The following is a 16,689-nucleotide window of genomic DNA, read 5'->3' as shown; positions in this document are numbered from 1 at the left end:
CGTGCTCCATCGCCTCGTTGGTGCCCGGCGACGAGACTTCCCCAGACCTTGGTGCGCCCGGACGAAGGATCGGCGGTCAGCGGCGTCGCACGGCGCGCATGCCCACGTGGAGCAGCTCGGGACCACCCTCAGCCGCGTCGAGCACGCGCCCGACGGGCTGATCGGCTTCGGTGATGAGGGCGCCGTCGGCGCGCACGCGCAGCCGCAGCGGCGGGCGGGCCGGGATGCCGAGGGCGGCGATGTCCTCACGCAGCACCATCGCGAACTCGAGCGCATCGCCGACACGGGTGACGTCGTAGCGCCACTGCCCGGCGTCGTAGGTGCCGACCATCTCCTCGAGCAGCTCCACCGCGTGCAGCTCTGCCGTCTCGGGGGGGCTTCTCGATGCCGCGAAGCCGTGCGAAGCACCAGTCGACGAGCTGCGCCCCGAGCGCCTTGCCGCTGCCGCTGTTGGTCAGCACGGTGACGGCCAGGTGTTCCTCCGGAGCCATCACGAACTCGCTCAGCTGCGTGTCGGAGATGTTCCCCCCGTGCATCACGACGCGAGCCGAACCGTGTCGGCTGAGCAGCCAGGGCAGACCGATCGCGTCGATGGGCGGACCGGCGGCGAGGTGGGGCTGCTGCATCAGGAGCCGGGTCGCGTCGCCCACGGGTGGCGTGCCCTCGGACTTGCCGCGCATCTGGAAACGGGCGTAGGTGAGCTGATCGCGCACCGACGACACGATGCCGCCCTCGGCCGCGATGTCGCGAGTCAAGGGCCAGTGCGGGAACGTCGCCATCGCTCCGTTCTCGCCGGGGACGTGCCCCACGGCATGGGGGCGAGCGATCACGTCCCACGGGAAGAAGAACGTCTCCGTCATGCCCAGCGGATCGAGGACGACGCGCTGCACCGCCTGCTCGAACGTCTCATCCGTGATCGTCTCGATCACGCGACCCAGCAGCCGGATGCCGGCGTTGCTGTAAGAGGCGATGGTACCGGGCGCGAAGAACTGCGGAAGATCGGAGAAGGTGGCCACGTTGCGGGCGAGGGCGTCGTCATCCCACCCTGGCCGATCATCCGCGTCACCCAGGAACCCTCCGGAATGCGTGAGGAGGTGCCGGATGCGCAGCGCCGCGAGGGCCTCCCCGTCGGCGAGACGAAAGTCGGGGAGCACGTCGACCACGCGTGTGTCCAGGTCGAGCGCGCCGTTCTCGACCAGGTGCATCGCGACGGTTCCCGTGAAGGTCTTCGAGGTCGAGCCGACCTGGAACAGGGTGCTCTCCGTCACCGCGGCGCCGGTATCGACCGCGGCGACGCCGGTCGTCGCGATGAGCTCCCGATCCCCGTCGATCACACCGACCGCCGCGCCGGGGACGCCCAGGTCTGCGGCGGTGACGTCCAAGAACTCCTGCAGGTCGTCGTTCATGCGACATCCCCTCGTACGGCGCGGCCCGGTAGGGCTGCGGTCACGATCTCTCCTTCGTGCACGACGCGAGTGCCGTGGACGTAGAGCTCCCGAACGCCCCGCGATGGTCGGATCGGGTCGGCGTAGCTCGCCCTGTCGGTCAACGTCGTCGGGTCGATCACCACGATGTCGGCATCCGCGCCGACCGCCAGATGTCCCTTGCCCCGCATGCCGGACGAGACCTCGTCCAGGACCCGCGCGGGGAGGAACGAGCAGCGGCGGAAGGCCTCGAGCCAGCTCCACGTGCCGCTCTCGAGAACCATGAGCCGCAACGATTTCGCGAAGGTGCCCGCGGTGCGCGGATGAGTGTGGCCGCCGGTGGGAAGCGGCCAGTCGCGCTGTTCGTACACGGTGCGTCCGCCGCTCGCGTTCCACGAGATCGGCATCGCATCGCTCGCCACGATCGAATCCGGGTAGGCCAGGGCACGGTGCAGGTGTGCGCGGTCGAACGGGTCGCCCTCGTCGAGGAACGTGACGATGCAGGTGGCACCGGGGTCCGTCGCGCGTACCTCGCGCAGGCGGGCCTCATCGGCGATGCGCTCGCCGGTGTCGACGAGCACGAGAGACCGTGGAGTGATGCCGAGGCCTGGGAGCTTCTCCGGCGCCAGGAAGAAGGCGCCGATCGCCGTGCTGCCGGCCCCGTAGGGGTATGCCTCGACGGTGACGCGGGATCCGGCGGCGCGGCTGCGGTCGAGTAGGCCCAGCACGCGGTCGACGTGGCGCAGCGAGGTGCTGTTCACATGGCAGTGGTGCATCGCGGCCCCGGTCTCGGCAGCGGCGCGCACGAGCTCTTCCGAGCCGTCGATCGGCGTGCGGGGGTCGGCTTCGATCAGCTCCCGCACGTGCGTGAAGGTCGGGGCGTGCGCTGCGGCGGCCAGACGTGCGAGGTCGAGATATTCGTCGGGATCGGACCGTGGTGCGTATCCCATGAGAACGCCGATGCCGAGAGCCCCCGCCCCCAGCTCGTCTTCGAGCAGACCGAGCCAGCGGCGGCGTTCCGCGGGGGAGGAGGCGCGCTGCCACTCGGGCGTGCCGAGCAGATCCATCGACGCGGTGAAGTCGGCGACGGGCACCCGGTCGAGGTGCGCGTATGCCCGTGCCTGCGACCAGGAGGCCGAGAACCCGTAGTTCAGGGGGCGCCCGTCGGCCGCGGCGCGCGCGAGGGCCTCGGCGATCGGCATGAGCCCTGCTTCGAGGTCGAGGGCGGTGGTGACACCGTCCATCGCCTGCAGCCGGTGCCCCGCGATCGAGTGCACGTGGCTGTGCAGGTCGACGAAACCCGGCCCGATGATGAGGCCGGCGGCATCGACGACCTCGCCATCGGGTGGCGCCGTGAGCCCGTCGCCGACCGCCGCCACCCGCCCGCCCGCGATCAGCAGATCGGTGATCCGGTCGGTCTCCGTCTTCGGGTCGATCACGCGCCCGCCGCGCAGCAGAGTGTCCACGTCGTCACCATGCCATGCGGGCCGGAGCGGATCCGGTGCCGCCCGACGAAACCGGGGGGTCGTTCCGGTGCCCGGGCACAAGCCGTTCGGCGACGGTCCCGCCGTCGAGAGGTGCACGCGCCGGCGTCGACCGACATAATGTAGTGGGGATGTGACCGTGCACACGCAAGGAGGCAAGTGATGTCCACCGCCTCCGAGCGCGCCCGCCTGCCGAGCATTCGCGACGTCGCCCGCCTCGCCGGTGTCTCGCATCAGACCGTGTCCCGCGTGCTCAACGATCATCCGAGCATCCGGCCCGAGACGAAGGCCAAGGTGCTCGACGCCATCTCGGTCCTCGACTACCGGCCGAACCTCGCCGCGCGCGCCCTGGTCACCAGCAAGTCGAACATGCTGGGCATCCTGTCGGCCACGATCGGGGAGTTCGGACCCACCTCGTCCATCGCCGGCATCGAGGATGCGGCGCGGGAGGAGGGCTATTCGGTCTCGACCCTGAACCTCGCCGACACGACGCCGGAGGCGATCGGCCATGCGGTGCGGCAGCTGTCGCGTGAGCAGGCCGACGGCATCGTGGTGCTCGCTCCGCAGGTGCGGGTGTTCCATGTGCTGCGCGGCATGTCGGTCGACATGCCGTTCGTGACCCTGCAGACGGCGTCCGGATCCGATGGAGTGAGTCTGTCCGCCGATCAGGTCGCGGGTGCCAAAGCGGCGACCGAGCACCTGATCTCGCTCGGTCACAGCGACATCCTGCACCTGGCCGGCCCCCAGGACTGGATCGAGGCGGAGTCGCGCATGCGCGGCTATCTCGACGGTCTGCGCGAGGCCGATCTGCCGACGTTCCCGCCGATCCGCGGCGACTGGACCGCCGACTTCGGTTACTTCGCCGGCAAGGAGCTGTCGCTCCGGCGTGACTTCACTGCGGTGTTCGCCGCGAACGATCTGATGGCGATCGGGCTGATGCACGGTTTCCGTGATTCCGGCGTGCGGGTGCCGCACGATGTGAGCGTCATCGGCTTCGACGACATCCCGGTCGCGGCGCACGTGGCTCCCACGCTCAGCACCGTGCACCAGGACTTCCCCGAGCTCGGTCGTCGAGCAGTGCGCATCCTGCTCGCGCAGATCCGGGGGGAGCAGCCGCCGACGTTCGGGCCGCTGCAGACGATCCTGCGCGCGCGCGAGTCCGCCGCGATCCGCTGACGCGTTCCGTGCAGCGCTGGCGCGCCGCTCGAATTCATCGAATCCTTTCGATCCGTGCCGTCGCGTGGTGGATCGAGATGGCGCCGGCAGCAACAGTGTCACGGTCCGGATTCGAATTGCCGGTGCCGACTTGACACCGGTCCCACGGAAGACGACGATATACCGATGTGAACGGTCACATCGAAGGTGACCGCACGTCGCGAGGAAGATCCGTGAGCACCACAGCAACGTTGCCTACCGTGTCAGGCCCCATCCTGGAGATGCGCAGCATCACCAAGGAGTTCCCTGGGGTCAAGGCGTTGGCCGACGTCTCCATCACCGTCCGCGCCGGCGAGATCCACGCGATCTGCGGGGAGAACGGCGCCGGGAAGTCGACCCTGATGAAGGTTCTGTCCGGGGTCTACCCCTACGGAACCTACGACGGCGAGATCCTGCTCTACGGTGAGGAGCAGCGGTTCAGGGACATCGCGGCCAGCGAGCAGGCGGGTATCGCGATCATCCACCAGGAGCTCGCGCTCATCCCCGAACTCTCGGTCACCGAGAACATCTTCCTCGGCAACGAGATCCAGCGCGGCGGACGCATCGACTGGACGGCTCAGAAGGAGCGGGCCATCGAGCTCCTCGCCCGCGTCGGGCTGAGCGAAGACCCCGACGTGCCGATCAAGACCCTCGGCGTCGGCAAGCAGCAGCTCATCGAGATCGCCAAGGCGCTGAACAAGGACGTCAAGCTGCTCATCCTCGACGAGCCGACCGCTGCCCTCAACGAGAACGACTCGCAGCACCTGCTCGACCTGATCCTGGGGCTGAAGGCCAAGGGCATCGCGTCGATCATGATCAGCCACAAGCTCAACGAGATCGAGCAGATCGCCGACGAGATCACGATCATCCGAGACGGCCGCACGGTCGAGACGCTCGACATCTCGCGCGGGGAGATCAACGAGGATCGCATCATCCGCGGCATGGTCGGTCGTTCGCTCGAGAGCCGCTACCCGGATCGCACCCCGAGATCGGCGAGGTGTTCTTCGAGGTCAAGGACTGGTGGGTGCAGCACCCGACCGTGCCGGAGCGCATGGTCGTGAAGGGCTCGAACATCAACGTGCGCCGCGGCGAGGTCGTCGGCATCGCCGGTCTCATGGGTGCGGGGCGCACCGAGTTCGCGATGAGCATCTTCGGGCGCTCCTACGGCACCTTCCTCTCCGGCACCCTGATCAAGGACGGCCAGGAGGTCGCCCTGCACGACGTCGCCTCGGCGATCAAGCACGGGCTCGCATACGTCAGCGAGGACCGCAAGGTGCTCGGACTCAACCTGCTCGACACGATCAAGCGGTCCATCGTCGCGGCGAAGCTCTCGAAGATCGCGCACAACGGCGTCGTCGACTCCCGTGAGGAGTTCTCGGTGGCTGAGCGCTATCGCAAGGCGCTGCGCATCAAGACGCCCTCCGTCGAAGAGGGTGTCGGCAAGCTGTCCGGTGGGAACCAGCAGAAGGTCGTGCTGGCGAAGTGGATGTTCACCGACCCCGACCTGCTCATCCTCGACGAGCCCACGCGTGGCATCGACGTCGGTGCGAAGTACGAGATCTACGCGATCATCAACGAACTCGCGGCTCAGGGCAAGGGCGTCATCGTCATCTCCAGCGAGCTCCCCGAACTCCTCGGCATCTCCGACCGCATCTACACCGTCTTCGAAGGTCGGGTCACCGACTGCATCCCGGCCGACCAGGCGACACCTGAGGACCTCATGCGCAGCATGACCTCCGCGACCCAGAAAGCATCCGCATGACCACCGACACCACCGCAACGAAGCGCGGCTTCCACTTCAAGGACATCACGAAGATGTTCGGGGGAGGGCAGTCGACCCTCCGTCAGTTCGGCATCCTCGGCAGCCTGGTTGTGATCCTGGTCGTCTTCCAGGTGCTGACGTGGATCTTCAAGGGCACCGGACTGACGCTGTCCTCCGGCAACCTGATCAACGTCGTCAACCAGTACTCGTACATCCTGATCCTGGCCATCGGCATGGTGATGGTCATCATCATGGGTCACATCGACCTCTCCGTCGGATCCGTCGCCGCGTTCACGGGCATCGTCGTGGCCAAGGCCATGCAGGACTGGAACCTCCCCTGGCCGTTGGGCATCCTCCTCGGTCTCGGTGTCGGCGTGCTGGTCGGTGCCTGGCAGGGATTCTGGGTCGCCTACGTCGGGGTGCCGGCGTTCATCGTGACGCTGGCCGGCATGCTGTTCTTCCGAGGCGCGAACCAGGCGGTGGGCGACTCGCTGTCGATTCCGGTGCCGCAGGGCTTCAAGGTCATCGGCGCGGGATACCTTCCCGAGCTGTCGTTCATCCCGGTGCCCTTCAACGTCTTCACCATGCTCCTCGCTCTCGCCGGCGTCGCGTGGATCGTGTTCTGGGAGATCCGCACCCGTCGCATCCAGCACAAGATGGGCGCCGACATGGCGCCGCTCTGGGTGAGCGTCACCAAGGTCGTGCTGATCTCGGTCGTGATCCTCGTCGCCGGTTGGCTGTTCGCCACCGGGCGCGAGGGCACCAGCTTCCCGATCTCGGGCATCATCCTGCTGGCCCTCGTCATCCTCTACTCGTTCATCACGAACAACACCGTCTTCGGTCGCCACATCTACGCGGTCGGCGGCAACCGGCAGGCCGCGCGACTGTCGGGTGTGAAGGACCGCTGGGTCGACTTCTTCGTGATGATGAACATGTCCGTGCTCGCCTCGTTGGCCGGCATGATCTACGTCGCCAGGGCGACGGCCTCCGGCCCGCAGGACGGCAACGGCTGGGAGCTGGATGCCATCGCCGCCGTCTTCATCGGTGGCGCAGCCGTCTCCGGTGGAATCGGAACCGTGATCGGGTCGATCATCGGTGGTCTCGTGATGGCGTTCCTCAACAACGGCCTCGCCCTCCTGGGCGCCGGAGCCGACGTGGTCTCCATGATCAAGGGCCTCGTGCTCCTGTTCGCCGTCGGGGTCGACGTCTGGAACAAGCAGCAGGGCCGCCCGTCGATCATCGGATTCCTCACGCGTCGCTTCGGCCGCAAGCAGGACCCGGCGACCGACACGTTCGATCCGACCAAGACGAACTACCCCACGAGCCAGAAGTACGAAGCCCCCGCCGTCGAAGAGACGCGCGGATAGTAGGGGCCCAGGCGCGTACCGCACGCGCACCTGGACCTTCACACACCAGAGAAAGAGATCACATGAAGAAGATTCTTCTGTCGGCGACAGCGCTTGTCGTCGCGGGCGCCTTCGCCCTCACCGGCTGCTCCTCGGAGCGCGGCGGTGACACCGGTTCCGGATCGGGGGACGAGGCCAAGGGCTTCGCCGCCGATGCCACGATCGGCGTCGCCCTTCCGGACAAGACCTCGGAGAACTGGGTCCTCGCCGGTCAGCTGTTCACGGACGGCCTGGAGAAGGCCGGGTTCAAGGCTGACGTGCAGTACGCGCCGGCCAGCAACACGGTCGCCGAGCAGCAGAACCAGATCCAGGCGATGGTCACCGGTGGCGCCAAGGTCATCATCATCGGTGCGAAGGACGGCAAGCAGCTCGCCACCCAGGTCGAGGCCGCCCGTGACGCCGGCGTCACCGTCATCGCCTACGACCGTCTGATCGAGAACACCGAAGCCGTCGACTACTACGTCGCGTTCGACAACTTCAAGGTCGGTCAGCTGCAGGGCCAGGCTCTGCTCGACGGGCTCGCCGAGCGCGCGGGTCATGAAGCTCCGTACAACATCGAGCTGTTCTCGGGCTCGCCCGATGACGCGAACTCGGCCGTGTTCTTCAACGGTGCGATGGACGTGCTGCAGCCGAAGATCGACGACGGCACGCTGCAGGTCGTGTCCGGTCAGACCGAGATCGCCCAGACGGCGACCGAGGGCTGGAAGGCGGAGAACGCTCAGCGCCGCATGGACTCGATCCTGACGTCGACGTACAGCTCCGAGACGCTGGACGGCGTCCTGTCCCCGAACGACACCCTCGCTCGCGCCATCATCACCTCGGTGCAGGGTGCGGGCAAGCCGGTCCCGGTGGTCACGGGTCAGGACTCCGAGGTCGAGTCGGTCAAGTCGATCATGGAGGGTGTGCAGTACTCCACGATCAACAAGGACACCACGCTCCTCGTCGAGCAGTCGATCAAGATGGTCGGCCAGCTGCAGAAGGGTGAGAAGGTCGACGTCAACGACACCGAGCAGTACGACAACGGCGTGAAGGTCGTTCCGGCCTACCTGCTCGACCCGATCATCGTCACGAAGGAGAACGCGGCAGAGGCCTACGCCAACGTCCCGAGCCTCCTCGAGATCGTGAAGTCGTACCAGTAAGACGCACCCTCTTCACGACGCTCACCGTCGTGGAACGGCGAGCCGTCCTGACCTTCGGGTCGGGGCGGCTCGCTCGCGTTCGGCACCGGCGTGGTCCGTCCGCCGCCTTCCTCAGCCGCGGAGGGCGCGGGTGGCCTGGCCCGTGCGCTGCAGAGCATCGACGGTCTCGGTGTATCGACGCTTCGCGACGCCGATGAACAGGCAGTCCACGAGCGTGAGCTGGGCGATGCGGCTCACCATGGCGCCGGCGCGGAAGGTCGATTCGCGCACCTCGGTGAAGAGCGGGTGATCGGCCGCACGCGCGAGGGCAGAATCCTTGGCCGACGTCACCGCGATCGTGGCGGCACCGCTGGCGCGTGCGGTCTCCAGGAAGCGCACCGTCTCGAGTGTGGACCCCGAATGGGAGAAGCCGATCGCGACGGTCAGAGCGGTGGGCAGCACCGAGACGGCCACGGCTTCGTGCGGGTCTGCCGGCATGTGCGCGTTCCGACCGACGCGCAGGAGTTTGTGGGTGAGGTCTTCGGCCACGAACCGACTGGCGCCGAGCCCGTAGAGGAGGATGCGGTCGGCGCGGTCGAGCGCATCGACCGCGGCTTCGAGCACGGCGAAGTCGAGACGGGCGACGGTCTCCTCGATCGCCAGCAGTTCGAGAGCCGCGACCTTCGACACCGCCTCCTGCAGGGTGTCGTCGTCGGAGATCTCCGACCCGTAGGCTCCGCGTGCCGAGAACTGCGCCGCCTCCTTGCCGAGCTCGGCGGCCAGGGCCATGCGCAGCGGCGCGTAGCCGCTGAAGCCGATGGCGCGGCAGAAGCGCACGACCGACGCGACCGAGGTCTCGCATTCCGCGGCCAGCTCGTTGATCGTGTTGTCGATCACGACCGAGGGGTTCTCCCGGACGACCAGCGCGATGCGGGCGAGCGACGGCGTGAGCGTGGAAGCCGCGGCTTCGATCGTCGACTGGATGCTCATCGGTCCTCCATCGTGCGGTGCCGCCGGTGCGGTGAAAATTCTTTTTGCAGAGTCTACTTCGCATGTAGTCTCTTTTCACAGCCTTTTTCCGCCGATCCGAGGAGAGCCGATGAGCGTGCAGAAGAGCGCCTCCGTCGATCTCGGCAAGTCGCGGTGTCGTGTCCTGGTCTCCGACGCCGAGGGCCGGATCGAACGTGACGGTGTCGGCGCTCCCGGCCTGGCCGCAGCAGGCGGGGTGGCCAGCGCGTTCGACGCCATCCTCCCGCTCCTGGCGGGGGAGCGACTCGACCGGATCGGCGTCGGTGCCGCGGGAGCCTGGATGGCACCGGATGCGGCGCAGGGGCTGTCCTCTCGGCTCGCCGCCGAGACCGGTGCCGCAGTCGCTGTCGCCTCCGACGTGGTCACCGCCCACGCAGGTGCGCTCGACGGGGCCGGGGGAGTGCTCCTCATCGCGGGCACCGGAGCGGTGGCGCTCGGCATCGACGCCGATGACGCACGGCTCGTCGACGGCTGGGGGCCGGAACTCGGCGACTTCGGCAGCGGTTCGTGGCTCGGGCGCGAAGCGCTGCGTGCGGTGCTGCGCGCCGACGACGGGTTGGCGCCGGGCACAGTGCTCACCGAGGCCATCGCCGAGCCCGTCGGCGCGGTCACCGACATCCAGGCCTGGCTCGCGGGCGGCGGTCCGCTCCCTCGGCGCCTCGCGACGCTCGCCCCGCTCGTCCTCGACGCCGCGCAGTCGGGCGACGTCGTCGCCGGCGCGATCGTCACCGAGGGGATCCGACTGCTCACGGCGACGGCGTCCGCCGCGTCCGCGCTCACGGCCGACGTCGTGCTCCATGGCGGACTCACCGCGCATTCGTGGTTCCGCGAGTGCCTCACCTCCTCCCTGCAGGCTGCCGGGCGTCGGGTCGTCCCCGCGCGCGGTGACGCCCTCGACGGTGCGCTGCTGCTCGCACGCCGCACCGACCTCCCCCACGAAAGGTTCGTCCACCGTGCCGAATGACGATTCCCGCCTCGCCGCCCTCCTCTCCGTGCTCGACCGCCTCGACACCGAGGCCTCGACGACCGAGCGCGGCGACCTCGACCTGCTCGGCACCGCTGAGCTCGTCCGGCGCATGAACGCCGAGGACCGGCGGGTGCCCGAGGCCGTCGCCGAGCACGCCGAGGAGATCGCGGCCGCCGTCGACGGCATCACCGCGCGGTTCCGGCGCGGGGGGCGCCTCATCTACATCGGCGCCGGCACGGCAGGCCGTATCGGCGTGCTCGACGCGAGCGAGTGCCCGCCGACCTTCGGCACCGATCCCTCGATGGTGGTCGGTCTGATCGCCGGCGGAGAGACCGCGATCCGCTCGGCCGTGGAGAACGCCGAAGACGACGACACCGCCGCGGAGGCTTCGCTGCGGAGGCTCGCACTCTCGGAGAGCGACACGGTGGTCGGCATCTCGGCATCCGGCCGCACCCCCTATGTCGTGGGAGGGCTGACCTACGCGCGCAGCGTCGGCGCCTTCACGGTCGCGATCGCCTCGAACGCCGATTCCGAGATCGGTGCGGCCGCCGAGATCGCGATCGAGGTCGTCACCGGTCCCGAGTTCATCTCCGGATCCACTCGGCTCAAGTCGGGCACCGCGCAGAAGCTCGTCGTCAACATGCTCACCACGCTGTCGATGATCAACCTCGGCAAGACGTATCGAGGGGTGATGGTCGACCTGCTGGCCACGAACGAGAAGCTCCACGCCCGCTCCATCCGCACGGTGTCGCAGCTCGCCGGCGTCGACACCGATCAGGCGGCTGGGGCGCTGCAGGCGGCGGACGGCTCGGTCAAGCTCGCACTCCTCATGCTCGCCGCCGACGCGACGCCCGAGGATGCGGCATCCGCCCTCGACGAGGCCGACGGCATCCTTCGCGACGCGATCGCGGCACTCGCCTGATCTTCATACGCACCTGATCTCGGCACGCACCTGCGTCTCGGGCGCTGGGCGCGGTGCTGATTCCGGACGCCGCGTGCGGCATTGATTCCGGCTGCCGCGTGCGGCGTTGATTCAGGCTGCCGCGTGCGGCGTTGATTCCGGACGCCGGGCGCGGCCCCGGGGCGCTCCGACGTCAATAGGATTCGGGTGTGGATGATCTCGTTCCGGCGGCGCCCTGGTTGCTCGTCGGTGCGGCCGTCGTCGCGGCGGTGGCCTCGCTGATCGCGGGGCGCGCCGTGCCGTGGCAGGGCCGGCAGGCCGTGCTGGTCATGGCGGTCGCGATGCTCGTGACCGCGCTCGCCGGAGATGCCCCGATGGTCGGTCTGGGGCTGGGGGTCGTGCTGCTGCTCTCCGCCATGCTCGGCACGGTGGGGGTGCGCGGAACCTCGGCTGCCGGCGAGTGCTTCCGCCGTGCGCTCATCGCCCTGCTCCTCGCCGTCTGCGCGTTCGAGAGTGCGGTGACAGGCGAGGCTCCAGAGGCCGGTGCGGGGGCGCACGGAGGTCACGGAGGTCTCTCGGGGCTGCTGTCGGTCGTGATCGTCGCCGGAGTGATCGGCGTGGTGCTGTGGACCGTCGTGGCGGACTGGTTCGTCGAGCCCGTCCATCACGGGCGCACCGCGCGAATGGTCGCGACCGAATCGTGGGCGCTGGCCGCCGGGGTCGCCCTGATGTGCCTGGCGACGTGAGGGGAGTTCCGGGTTCCGATAGCGTGGCGACATGCCTCTCGCTCTGATCACCGGTGCCGCCCGTGCCGACAGCATCGCCGCCGGCATCGTCCCTCGACTGCGCGCCGCCGGATGGACCGTCGTCACCAGCGACCTGCACGATGCCGACCACCCGGCCGACCTCTCGACGCACGAGGGACCGGAGGCGCTGATCGCCGAGGTCACCGCCGCGCACGGACCGATCACCGCCCTCATCCTGAGCCACGCGCACGACATGGAGTCGGGCATCCTCGACACGACCGCCGAGAGCTTCGACCTGCACGTCGCCGTGAACGCGCGGGCGACTCTGCTGCTGATCGCCGCGTTCGCGCGGCAGATCGGCGACGATGGGGGAGTGATCCTCGCGCTCACCAGCGACCACGTCACCGGCAACCTCCCGTACGGCGCATCCAAGGGTGCCCTCGACCGCCTCGTGATCTCTGCGGCGCGCGAGCTCGGTCCGCGCGGGATCTCGGCGAACGTGCTGAACCCCGGCCCCATCGACACCGGCTGGATGGACGACGAGACGCGCACGGGTCTGGCCGCGATGACGCCCCTCGGGCGCCTCGGGCAGCCGGCGGACGTGGCTGCGGTGGTGGAGTTCCTCGTGTCGGACGAGGGGCGCTGGATCTCCGGGCAACTGCTGAAGTCCGACGGCGCGTTCTCGGCGCAGTACTGAGGGGTGCGGGGCGCTCGATCAGTCGCGGGCGCTGGCGATCGTCAGTGCCCGCCGCCGAACTCGATCATCCCCACACCGACGGCGATGAGCGCGACGCCGACGGCCATCATGCTCGAGAAATGGTCTTTGAAGATCACCCGTCCCAGCACGGCGGTCAGTGCGACGCCGGCGGCGGCCCAGATTCCGTAGGCGACGCCCACCGGCATTCCCATCGCCAGGATCGTGCCGAGCAGTGTGAATGCCGCGAGGTAGCCGACGACGATCACGGGGATCCAACGGCGACGTCGCAGCCCCTCGGATGCGCGCAGACTCAACGTCGCGGTGACCTCGCTGGCGATCGCGAGGGAGAGGAGCAGCCAGGTCATGGGGTGATCTCCGTCGTCTCGCGCGTGTGAGAACCGAGTTCGACGAGCAGCACGCCGACCACGATCACGCCGACGCCGATGATCTGCACCGGTCCCAGCAGCTCGCCGAACAGCACGGTGCCGAGCACAGCGGTCAGCACGACTCCGATCGCCGACCAGATGCCGTACGCGACCCCGACGGCCATGCCGCGATCGAGCACCACCGACAGCAGCCACAGTGAGCCGGAGTAGCCCAGAACCACGACGATCAGCCAGAGCGGATGCGTGAATCCCTCTGCCGCACGCAGCGAGAGGGTCGCGGTGACCTCCAGCGCGATCGCGAGCAGCAGGGGCGGCCATGCCGAACGGCGAGGGCGATCTGTCATCGGGGCCTTTCGTGGAGGGTCCGAGGGGGAGAACGCGAGGGCGGCGTGCAGGATTCCCGGCGCGTGTGGAATCGATGGCGGTCGAGAGCGGGACGGGAGCGAGCTGTCGACGTCGGACAGGAGAGGGATCGTGTCACCGCTGATATGCCGGCATGGATTCGAATATAGCTTCGAATGTCGGTGGTGGTCGCGGTAAAATCGAGTATGCCGAATTTGACCGCGTTGCACGAGGCGATGTCTCGCTTGGATGAGGTGTGGGCGGGTGTGGGGGATTCGGGGGAGTTGTCGCGGGAGCAGTTGATCGTGGTGAGCGCGTCGATCGGGGTGTTGCGGCGTCGGTTGGATGCGGTGCATGTGTCGGTGGCGGCGTGTATTGCTCGGGAGTCGCGTGCGGAGTTGGGTGCGGGGAGTCTGGCGAAGCAGCAGGGTTTCCGTAGTCCGGCGACGTTGATCGCGGTGGCGACGGGGGTGTCGAGGGGTGAGGCGTCGCGTCTTGTCAGGGTGGGTGAGGCGACGGCGCCGCGGAGTGATCTTCTGGGGGCGCGTCTGCCGGCGAGGTATCCGTTGGTGAGTGCGGCGTTGGATGCGGGGGTGCTGGGGGCTCCGGCGGCGGCGGTGATCATCGCGGCGCTGGATCGGTGCCGGGTTGTGGCGGGGGTGGAGCGGATCGCTGAGGGGGAGCGGCTGCTGGTGGAGAAGGCGGCAGGGCTCGCGCTCGATGATGTGCGCATGCTCGTGGTGCGGGTGGAGGCGTGGCTTGACCCGGATGGGGTGGAGCCGCGTGAGGACGAGCGCCGTGGCAGGCGGGCGTTGTCGCTGTTCGAGCGGGACGGGATGGTGCATCTGAACGCGGTTCTCGATGTGGAGACCGCGGCGCCGGTGGTGACGGCGATCCGGGGGTTCGTGACGGCGGTGTTCGCGGCGCGGAAGGATGCTCCCGATGCGGGCGCTCCTGATGGGGATCGGCGGACGGTGCCGATGATCCAGGCGGATGCTCTTTCGGTGTTCTGCGCGCATGTGCTCGGGTGTGAGCGGCGGGTTCCGGTGGCGGGTGCGACGGTGATCGTGCGGGTGGGTCTCGATGATCTGGAGGCCGGGACCGGGTCGGCGACCGTGGATGGTGTGGATCAGCCGGTCAGTGTCGGGGCGGCGCGGCGGATGGCGGCCGGGGGTGGCGTGATCCCGTGTGTTCTCGGTGGGGACAGTGAGGTTCTCGATTGGGGGCGGGAGAAACGGTTGTTCACCCGGGCGCAACGGCTGGCGTTGGTGGAGCGTGACGGGGGATGCGCGATGTGCGGTTTGCCGCCGGAGATGACGAGGGCGCATCACATCCGCTGGTGGACACGCGATCGCGGGCCGACCGATCTCTCCAACGGGGTGCTGCTGTGTGAGACCTGTCACCATCGCATCCACGACAACGGGTGGGAGATCCGCATCGACGCTCCCGGAACCGGAACCAGAACCGGGAGTGGGACCGGGACCGGAACCGGGAGTGGGAGTGGAGCGCGGGTGTGGTTCATTCCGCCCCGATACGTCGACCCTGCGCGAACCCCGAGGCTCGGCGGGCGCGCACGCTTCGACATCGCCGCGTGACGGTGTCGCTGCACGATCACGGTGGCTCGGCATCAGCCCGGCGGCTCGGCGTCAGCCCGATCGTGTCATCCTTCGCACTCGGACATCTGCGGCGCGCTCCGCGACAAGCGCCGTGAGGAACGCCCGTCGACAATGAGAAGACGACCAGCTTCTCGACTGTCGCTGGCCCGCGCCACGCTCGAAGGAGAGTCCCCGATGTCCGATTCCGCCGCTTCCGCAGCCGCTGCGCTGCTCGACCGCATCCAGGCGCCGGAAGGCGCAGGCCGGGACATCCCGGATGCCGCGACCCGTGAGGTCATCGGGCGCGCCCCCGTGGCGTCGGTCGACGACCTCGACGATGCGATCGCTCGCGCGAAGGCCGCCCAACCGGCCTGGGAGGCGCTCGGCCACGAGAAGCGGAGCGCACTTCTCCTCGCAGCTGCCGATGCCATCGACGCCAACGCCGAAGCCCTCGCCCACCTGCTCTCCCGGGAGCAGGGGAAGCCGCTCAACGGTCCCAACGCCCGCTTCGAGCTCGGCGCGTGTTCCGCCTGGCTGCGCACCAACGCCACCACGGCGATCGAGCCGCAGGTCCTCGTAGACGACGAGACCCTGCACGCCGAGCTCGTCTACAAGGCGGCCGGAGTCGTCGGTGCCATCGGCCCGTGGAACTGGCCGCTCATGATCAGCATCTGGCAGATCGGCCCCTCCCTGCGGATGGGCAACACCGTCGTCGCGAAGCCGAGCGAGTACACACCCCTGAGCGTGCTCGCGATGATCGCCGTGATGAACGAGGTACTCCCGGCCGACGTCTTGATCGGAGTCTCCGGCGACCGCGAGGTCGGCGCGCGGCTCGCCTCTCACCCGGACATCGCGAAGATCATGTTCACCGGTTCGACCGCGACCGGACGACGCATCATCGAGAGCTCGGCCGGCAACCTCGCTCGTCTGACGCTCGAGCTCGGCGGCAACGACGCCGGCATCGTGCTGCCCGGCACCGACGTCGCGGCCATCGCCGAAGACCTCTTCTGGGGAGCCTTCATCAACACCGGGCAGACCTGCGCCGCGATGAAGCGCCTGTACGTGCACGACTCGGTGTACGACGAGGTCGTCGACGCACTGGCATCGATCGCCGGCTCCATGCCGATGGGCAACGGACTCGACGAGAACAACGTGCTGGGGCCGCTGCAGAACCGTGCACAGTTCGACATCGTCAGCCGCCTGGTCGACGATGCCAGGAGTCGCGGTGCGCGCATCGTCACCGGCGGAGAGTCGGCCCCCGAACTCGGGGAGCTCTTCTACCGCCCCACCATCGTCGCCGACATCGACAACGGCGCGGCGCTCGTGCAAGAAGAGCAGTTCGGTCCCGCACTGCCGGTGATCCGATACAGCGACATCGACGAGGCCTTCGCGCTGGCGAACTCCCTCGACGTGGGGCTGGGCGCCTCGGTCTGGTCGAGCGACCCGGAGGCGGCGCGTGTTGCGGCCTCCCGGATGCAGTCCGGCACCGTGTGGATCAACTCGCACGGCGGACTGCATCCGATGGTGCCGTTCGGCGGCGTGAAGAGTTCGGGCTACGGGCTGGAGTTCGGCGTCGAGGGGCTCAAGTCCGTCGCCGTCACCCAGGTCGTCTCGGGCCCCGGCCGGAAGGCCTGACCC

General features: G+C 68.6%; 16 protein-coding genes and 1 pseudogene. 11 read left to right on the top strand and 6 right to left on the bottom strand.

The genetic code is table 11. The features are described 5' to 3' along the window. Positions 1-76: 76 nt before the first annotated feature. From MST3598_RS12480 to MST3598_RS12470, 3 genes are read right to left on the bottom strand one after another with little or no spacing between them, the layout of a single operon-like run. Positions 77-331 carry a hypothetical protein gene (locus MST3598_RS12480; RefSeq protein WP_051671104.1) on the bottom strand — a complete coding sequence of 85 codons (255 nt, stop codon included), beginning with the start codon at positions 329-331 and terminating at the stop codon, positions 77-79. Then, complete coding sequence (locus MST3598_RS12475; protein WP_051671106.1) at positions 246-1,406, bottom strand: serine hydrolase domain-containing protein; 1,161 nt, start codon at positions 1,404-1,406, stop codon at positions 246-248. Before MST3598_RS12475 ends, MST3598_RS12480 begins: the two co-directional genes overlap by 86 nt. Then, the gene (locus tag MST3598_RS12470) at positions 1,403-2,890 is read right to left on the bottom strand and encodes an amidohydrolase family protein (protein ID WP_029259628.1); all 1,488 of its coding nucleotides are present in this window, start codon (positions 2,888-2,890) and stop codon (positions 1,403-1,405) included. The genes MST3598_RS12475 and MST3598_RS12470 overlap by 4 nt, the downstream gene beginning before the upstream one ends. A 180-nt stretch (positions 2,891-3,070) precedes the next feature. Here MST3598_RS12470 and MST3598_RS12465 point away from each other — a divergent pair, with 180 nt between their 5' ends. The 5 genes and pseudogenes from MST3598_RS12465 to MST3598_RS12450 all read left to right on the top strand — a co-directional run bounded on the left by MST3598_RS12465 (position 3,071) and on the right by MST3598_RS12450 (position 8,409). Next, entirely contained in the window at positions 3,071-4,084 is a 1,014-nt protein-coding gene (locus MST3598_RS12465; protein ID WP_021199883.1) for a LacI family DNA-binding transcriptional regulator, read from the top strand. A 299-nt stretch (positions 4,085-4,383) separates the two neighbouring features. Beyond that, positions 4,384-5,163: pseudogene (locus tag MST3598_RS18870) on the top strand (ATP-binding cassette domain-containing protein); the annotation flags it as partial. Continuing rightward, a complete protein-coding gene (locus MST3598_RS18865) occupies positions 5,127-5,864 on the top strand; it encodes an ATP-binding cassette domain-containing protein (protein WP_442922807.1) in 738 nt (245 codons plus the stop codon). The pseudogene MST3598_RS18870 and the gene MST3598_RS18865, both read left to right, overlap by 37 nt. Further along, positions 5,861-7,231 (top strand): multiple monosaccharide ABC transporter permease, encoded by a 1,371-nt coding sequence (gene mmsB, locus MST3598_RS12455; protein WP_021199881.1) that lies wholly within the window; start codon positions 5,861-5,863, stop codon positions 7,229-7,231. The genes MST3598_RS18865 and mmsB overlap by 4 nt, the downstream gene beginning before the upstream one ends. Before the next feature lie 62 nt (positions 7,232-7,293). Continuing rightward, positions 7,294-8,409 carry a substrate-binding domain-containing protein gene (locus MST3598_RS12450; protein WP_029259630.1) on the top strand — a complete coding sequence of 372 codons (1,116 nt, stop codon included), beginning with the start codon at positions 7,294-7,296 and terminating at the stop codon, positions 8,407-8,409. A 111-nt stretch (positions 8,410-8,520) separates the two neighbouring features. On the opposite strand, the gene MST3598_RS12445 is transcribed toward MST3598_RS12450, so the two are convergent. Beyond that, entirely contained in the window at positions 8,521-9,378 is an 858-nt protein-coding gene (locus tag MST3598_RS12445) for a MurR/RpiR family transcriptional regulator (protein ID WP_021199879.1), read from the bottom strand. Positions 9,379-9,487: 109 nt separating this feature from the next. On the opposite strand from MST3598_RS12445, the gene MST3598_RS12440 reads away from it, so the two are divergent. The 4 genes from MST3598_RS12440 (at position 9,488) to MST3598_RS12425 (ending at position 12,728) form a co-directional block, all read left to right on the top strand. Beyond that, a complete protein-coding gene (locus MST3598_RS12440; RefSeq protein WP_029259631.1) occupies positions 9,488-10,381 on the top strand; it encodes an N-acetylglucosamine kinase in 894 nt (297 codons plus the stop codon). Continuing rightward, a complete protein-coding gene (gene murQ / locus MST3598_RS12435) occupies positions 10,371-11,306 on the top strand; it encodes an N-acetylmuramic acid 6-phosphate etherase (protein ID WP_029259632.1) in 936 nt (311 codons plus the stop codon). The genes MST3598_RS12440 and murQ overlap by 11 nt, the downstream gene beginning before the upstream one ends. 188 nt (positions 11,307-11,494) lie before the next feature. Next, a complete protein-coding gene (locus MST3598_RS12430) occupies positions 11,495-12,031 on the top strand; it encodes a hypothetical protein (protein WP_029259633.1) in 537 nt (178 codons plus the stop codon). A gap of 31 nt (positions 12,032-12,062) precedes the next feature. Then, complete coding sequence (locus MST3598_RS12425; RefSeq protein ID WP_029259634.1) at positions 12,063-12,728, top strand: SDR family oxidoreductase; 666 nt, start codon at positions 12,063-12,065, stop codon at positions 12,726-12,728. A 41-nt stretch (positions 12,729-12,769) separates the two neighbouring features. On the opposite strand, the gene MST3598_RS12420 is transcribed toward MST3598_RS12425, so the two are convergent. Both MST3598_RS12420 and MST3598_RS12415 read right to left on the bottom strand, forming a co-directional pair. Next, complete coding sequence (locus tag MST3598_RS12420) at positions 12,770-13,093, bottom strand: DMT family transporter (RefSeq protein ID WP_029259635.1); 324 nt, start codon at positions 13,091-13,093, stop codon at positions 12,770-12,772. Next, positions 13,090-13,458 carry a DMT family transporter gene (locus MST3598_RS12415; protein WP_029259636.1) on the bottom strand — a complete coding sequence of 123 codons (369 nt, stop codon included), beginning with the start codon at positions 13,456-13,458 and terminating at the stop codon, positions 13,090-13,092. Before MST3598_RS12415 ends, MST3598_RS12420 begins: the two co-directional genes overlap by 4 nt. 174 nt (positions 13,459-13,632) lie before the next feature. Here MST3598_RS12415 and MST3598_RS12410 point away from each other — a divergent pair, with 174 nt between their 5' ends. Next, positions 13,633-15,051: an HNH endonuclease signature motif containing protein gene (locus MST3598_RS12410; RefSeq protein ID WP_231924883.1), complete on the top strand. Its 1,419-nt coding sequence runs from the start codon at positions 13,633-13,635 to the stop codon at positions 15,049-15,051. Positions 15,052-15,246: 195 nt separating this feature from the next. Continuing rightward, positions 15,247-16,686 carry an aldehyde dehydrogenase family protein gene (locus MST3598_RS12405; protein WP_029260465.1) on the top strand — a complete coding sequence of 480 codons (1,440 nt, stop codon included), beginning with the start codon at positions 15,247-15,249 and terminating at the stop codon, positions 16,684-16,686. Positions 16,687-16,689 lie beyond the last annotated feature (3 nt).

This window comes from Microbacterium sp. TPU 3598 (genome assembly GCF_002356155.1).
GTDB lineage: Bacteria > Actinomycetota > Actinomycetes > Actinomycetales > Microbacteriaceae > Microbacterium > Microbacterium maritypicum_A.
This window is presented reverse-complemented; position numbering and strand designations above follow the sequence as displayed.

What these genes read in the sequence shown, in the direction of transcription:
- MST3598_RS12480 (WP_051671104.1), bottom strand. Translation starts at nt 331, where the DNA reads ATGGTCGGCACCTACGACGCCGGGCAGTGGCGCTACGACGTCACCCGT.
- MST3598_RS12475 (WP_051671106.1), bottom strand. Translation starts at nt 1,406, where the DNA reads ATGAACGACGACCTGCAGGAGTTCTTGGACGTCACCGCCGCAGACCTG.
- MST3598_RS12465 (WP_021199883.1), top strand. Translation starts at nt 3,071, where the DNA reads ATGTCCACCGCCTCCGAGCGCGCCCGCCTGCCGAGCATTCGCGACGTC.
- mmsB (WP_021199881.1), top strand. Translation starts at nt 5,861, where the DNA reads ATGACCACCGACACCACCGCAACGAAGCGCGGCTTCCACTTCAAGGAC.
- MST3598_RS12450 (WP_029259630.1), top strand. Translation starts at nt 7,294, where the DNA reads ATGAAGAAGATTCTTCTGTCGGCGACAGCGCTTGTCGTCGCGGGCGCC.
- MST3598_RS12445 (WP_021199879.1), bottom strand. Translation starts at nt 9,378, where the DNA reads ATGAGCATCCAGTCGACGATCGAAGCCGCGGCTTCCACGCTCACGCCG.
- MST3598_RS12440 (WP_029259631.1), top strand. Translation starts at nt 9,488, where the DNA reads ATGAGCGTGCAGAAGAGCGCCTCCGTCGATCTCGGCAAGTCGCGGTGT.
- MST3598_RS12425 (WP_029259634.1), top strand. Translation starts at nt 12,063, where the DNA reads ATGCCTCTCGCTCTGATCACCGGTGCCGCCCGTGCCGACAGCATCGCC.
- MST3598_RS12420 (WP_029259635.1), bottom strand. Translation starts at nt 13,093, where the DNA reads ATGACCTGGCTGCTCCTCTCCCTCGCGATCGCCAGCGAGGTCACCGCG.
- MST3598_RS12415 (WP_029259636.1), bottom strand. Translation starts at nt 13,458, where the DNA reads ATGACAGATCGCCCTCGCCGTTCGGCATGGCCGCCCCTGCTGCTCGCG.
- MST3598_RS12410 (WP_231924883.1), top strand. Translation starts at nt 13,633, where the DNA reads ATGTCGGTGGTGGTCGCGGTAAAATCGAGTATGCCGAATTTGACCGCG.
- MST3598_RS12405 (WP_029260465.1), top strand. Translation starts at nt 15,247, where the DNA reads ATGTCCGATTCCGCCGCTTCCGCAGCCGCTGCGCTGCTCGACCGCATC.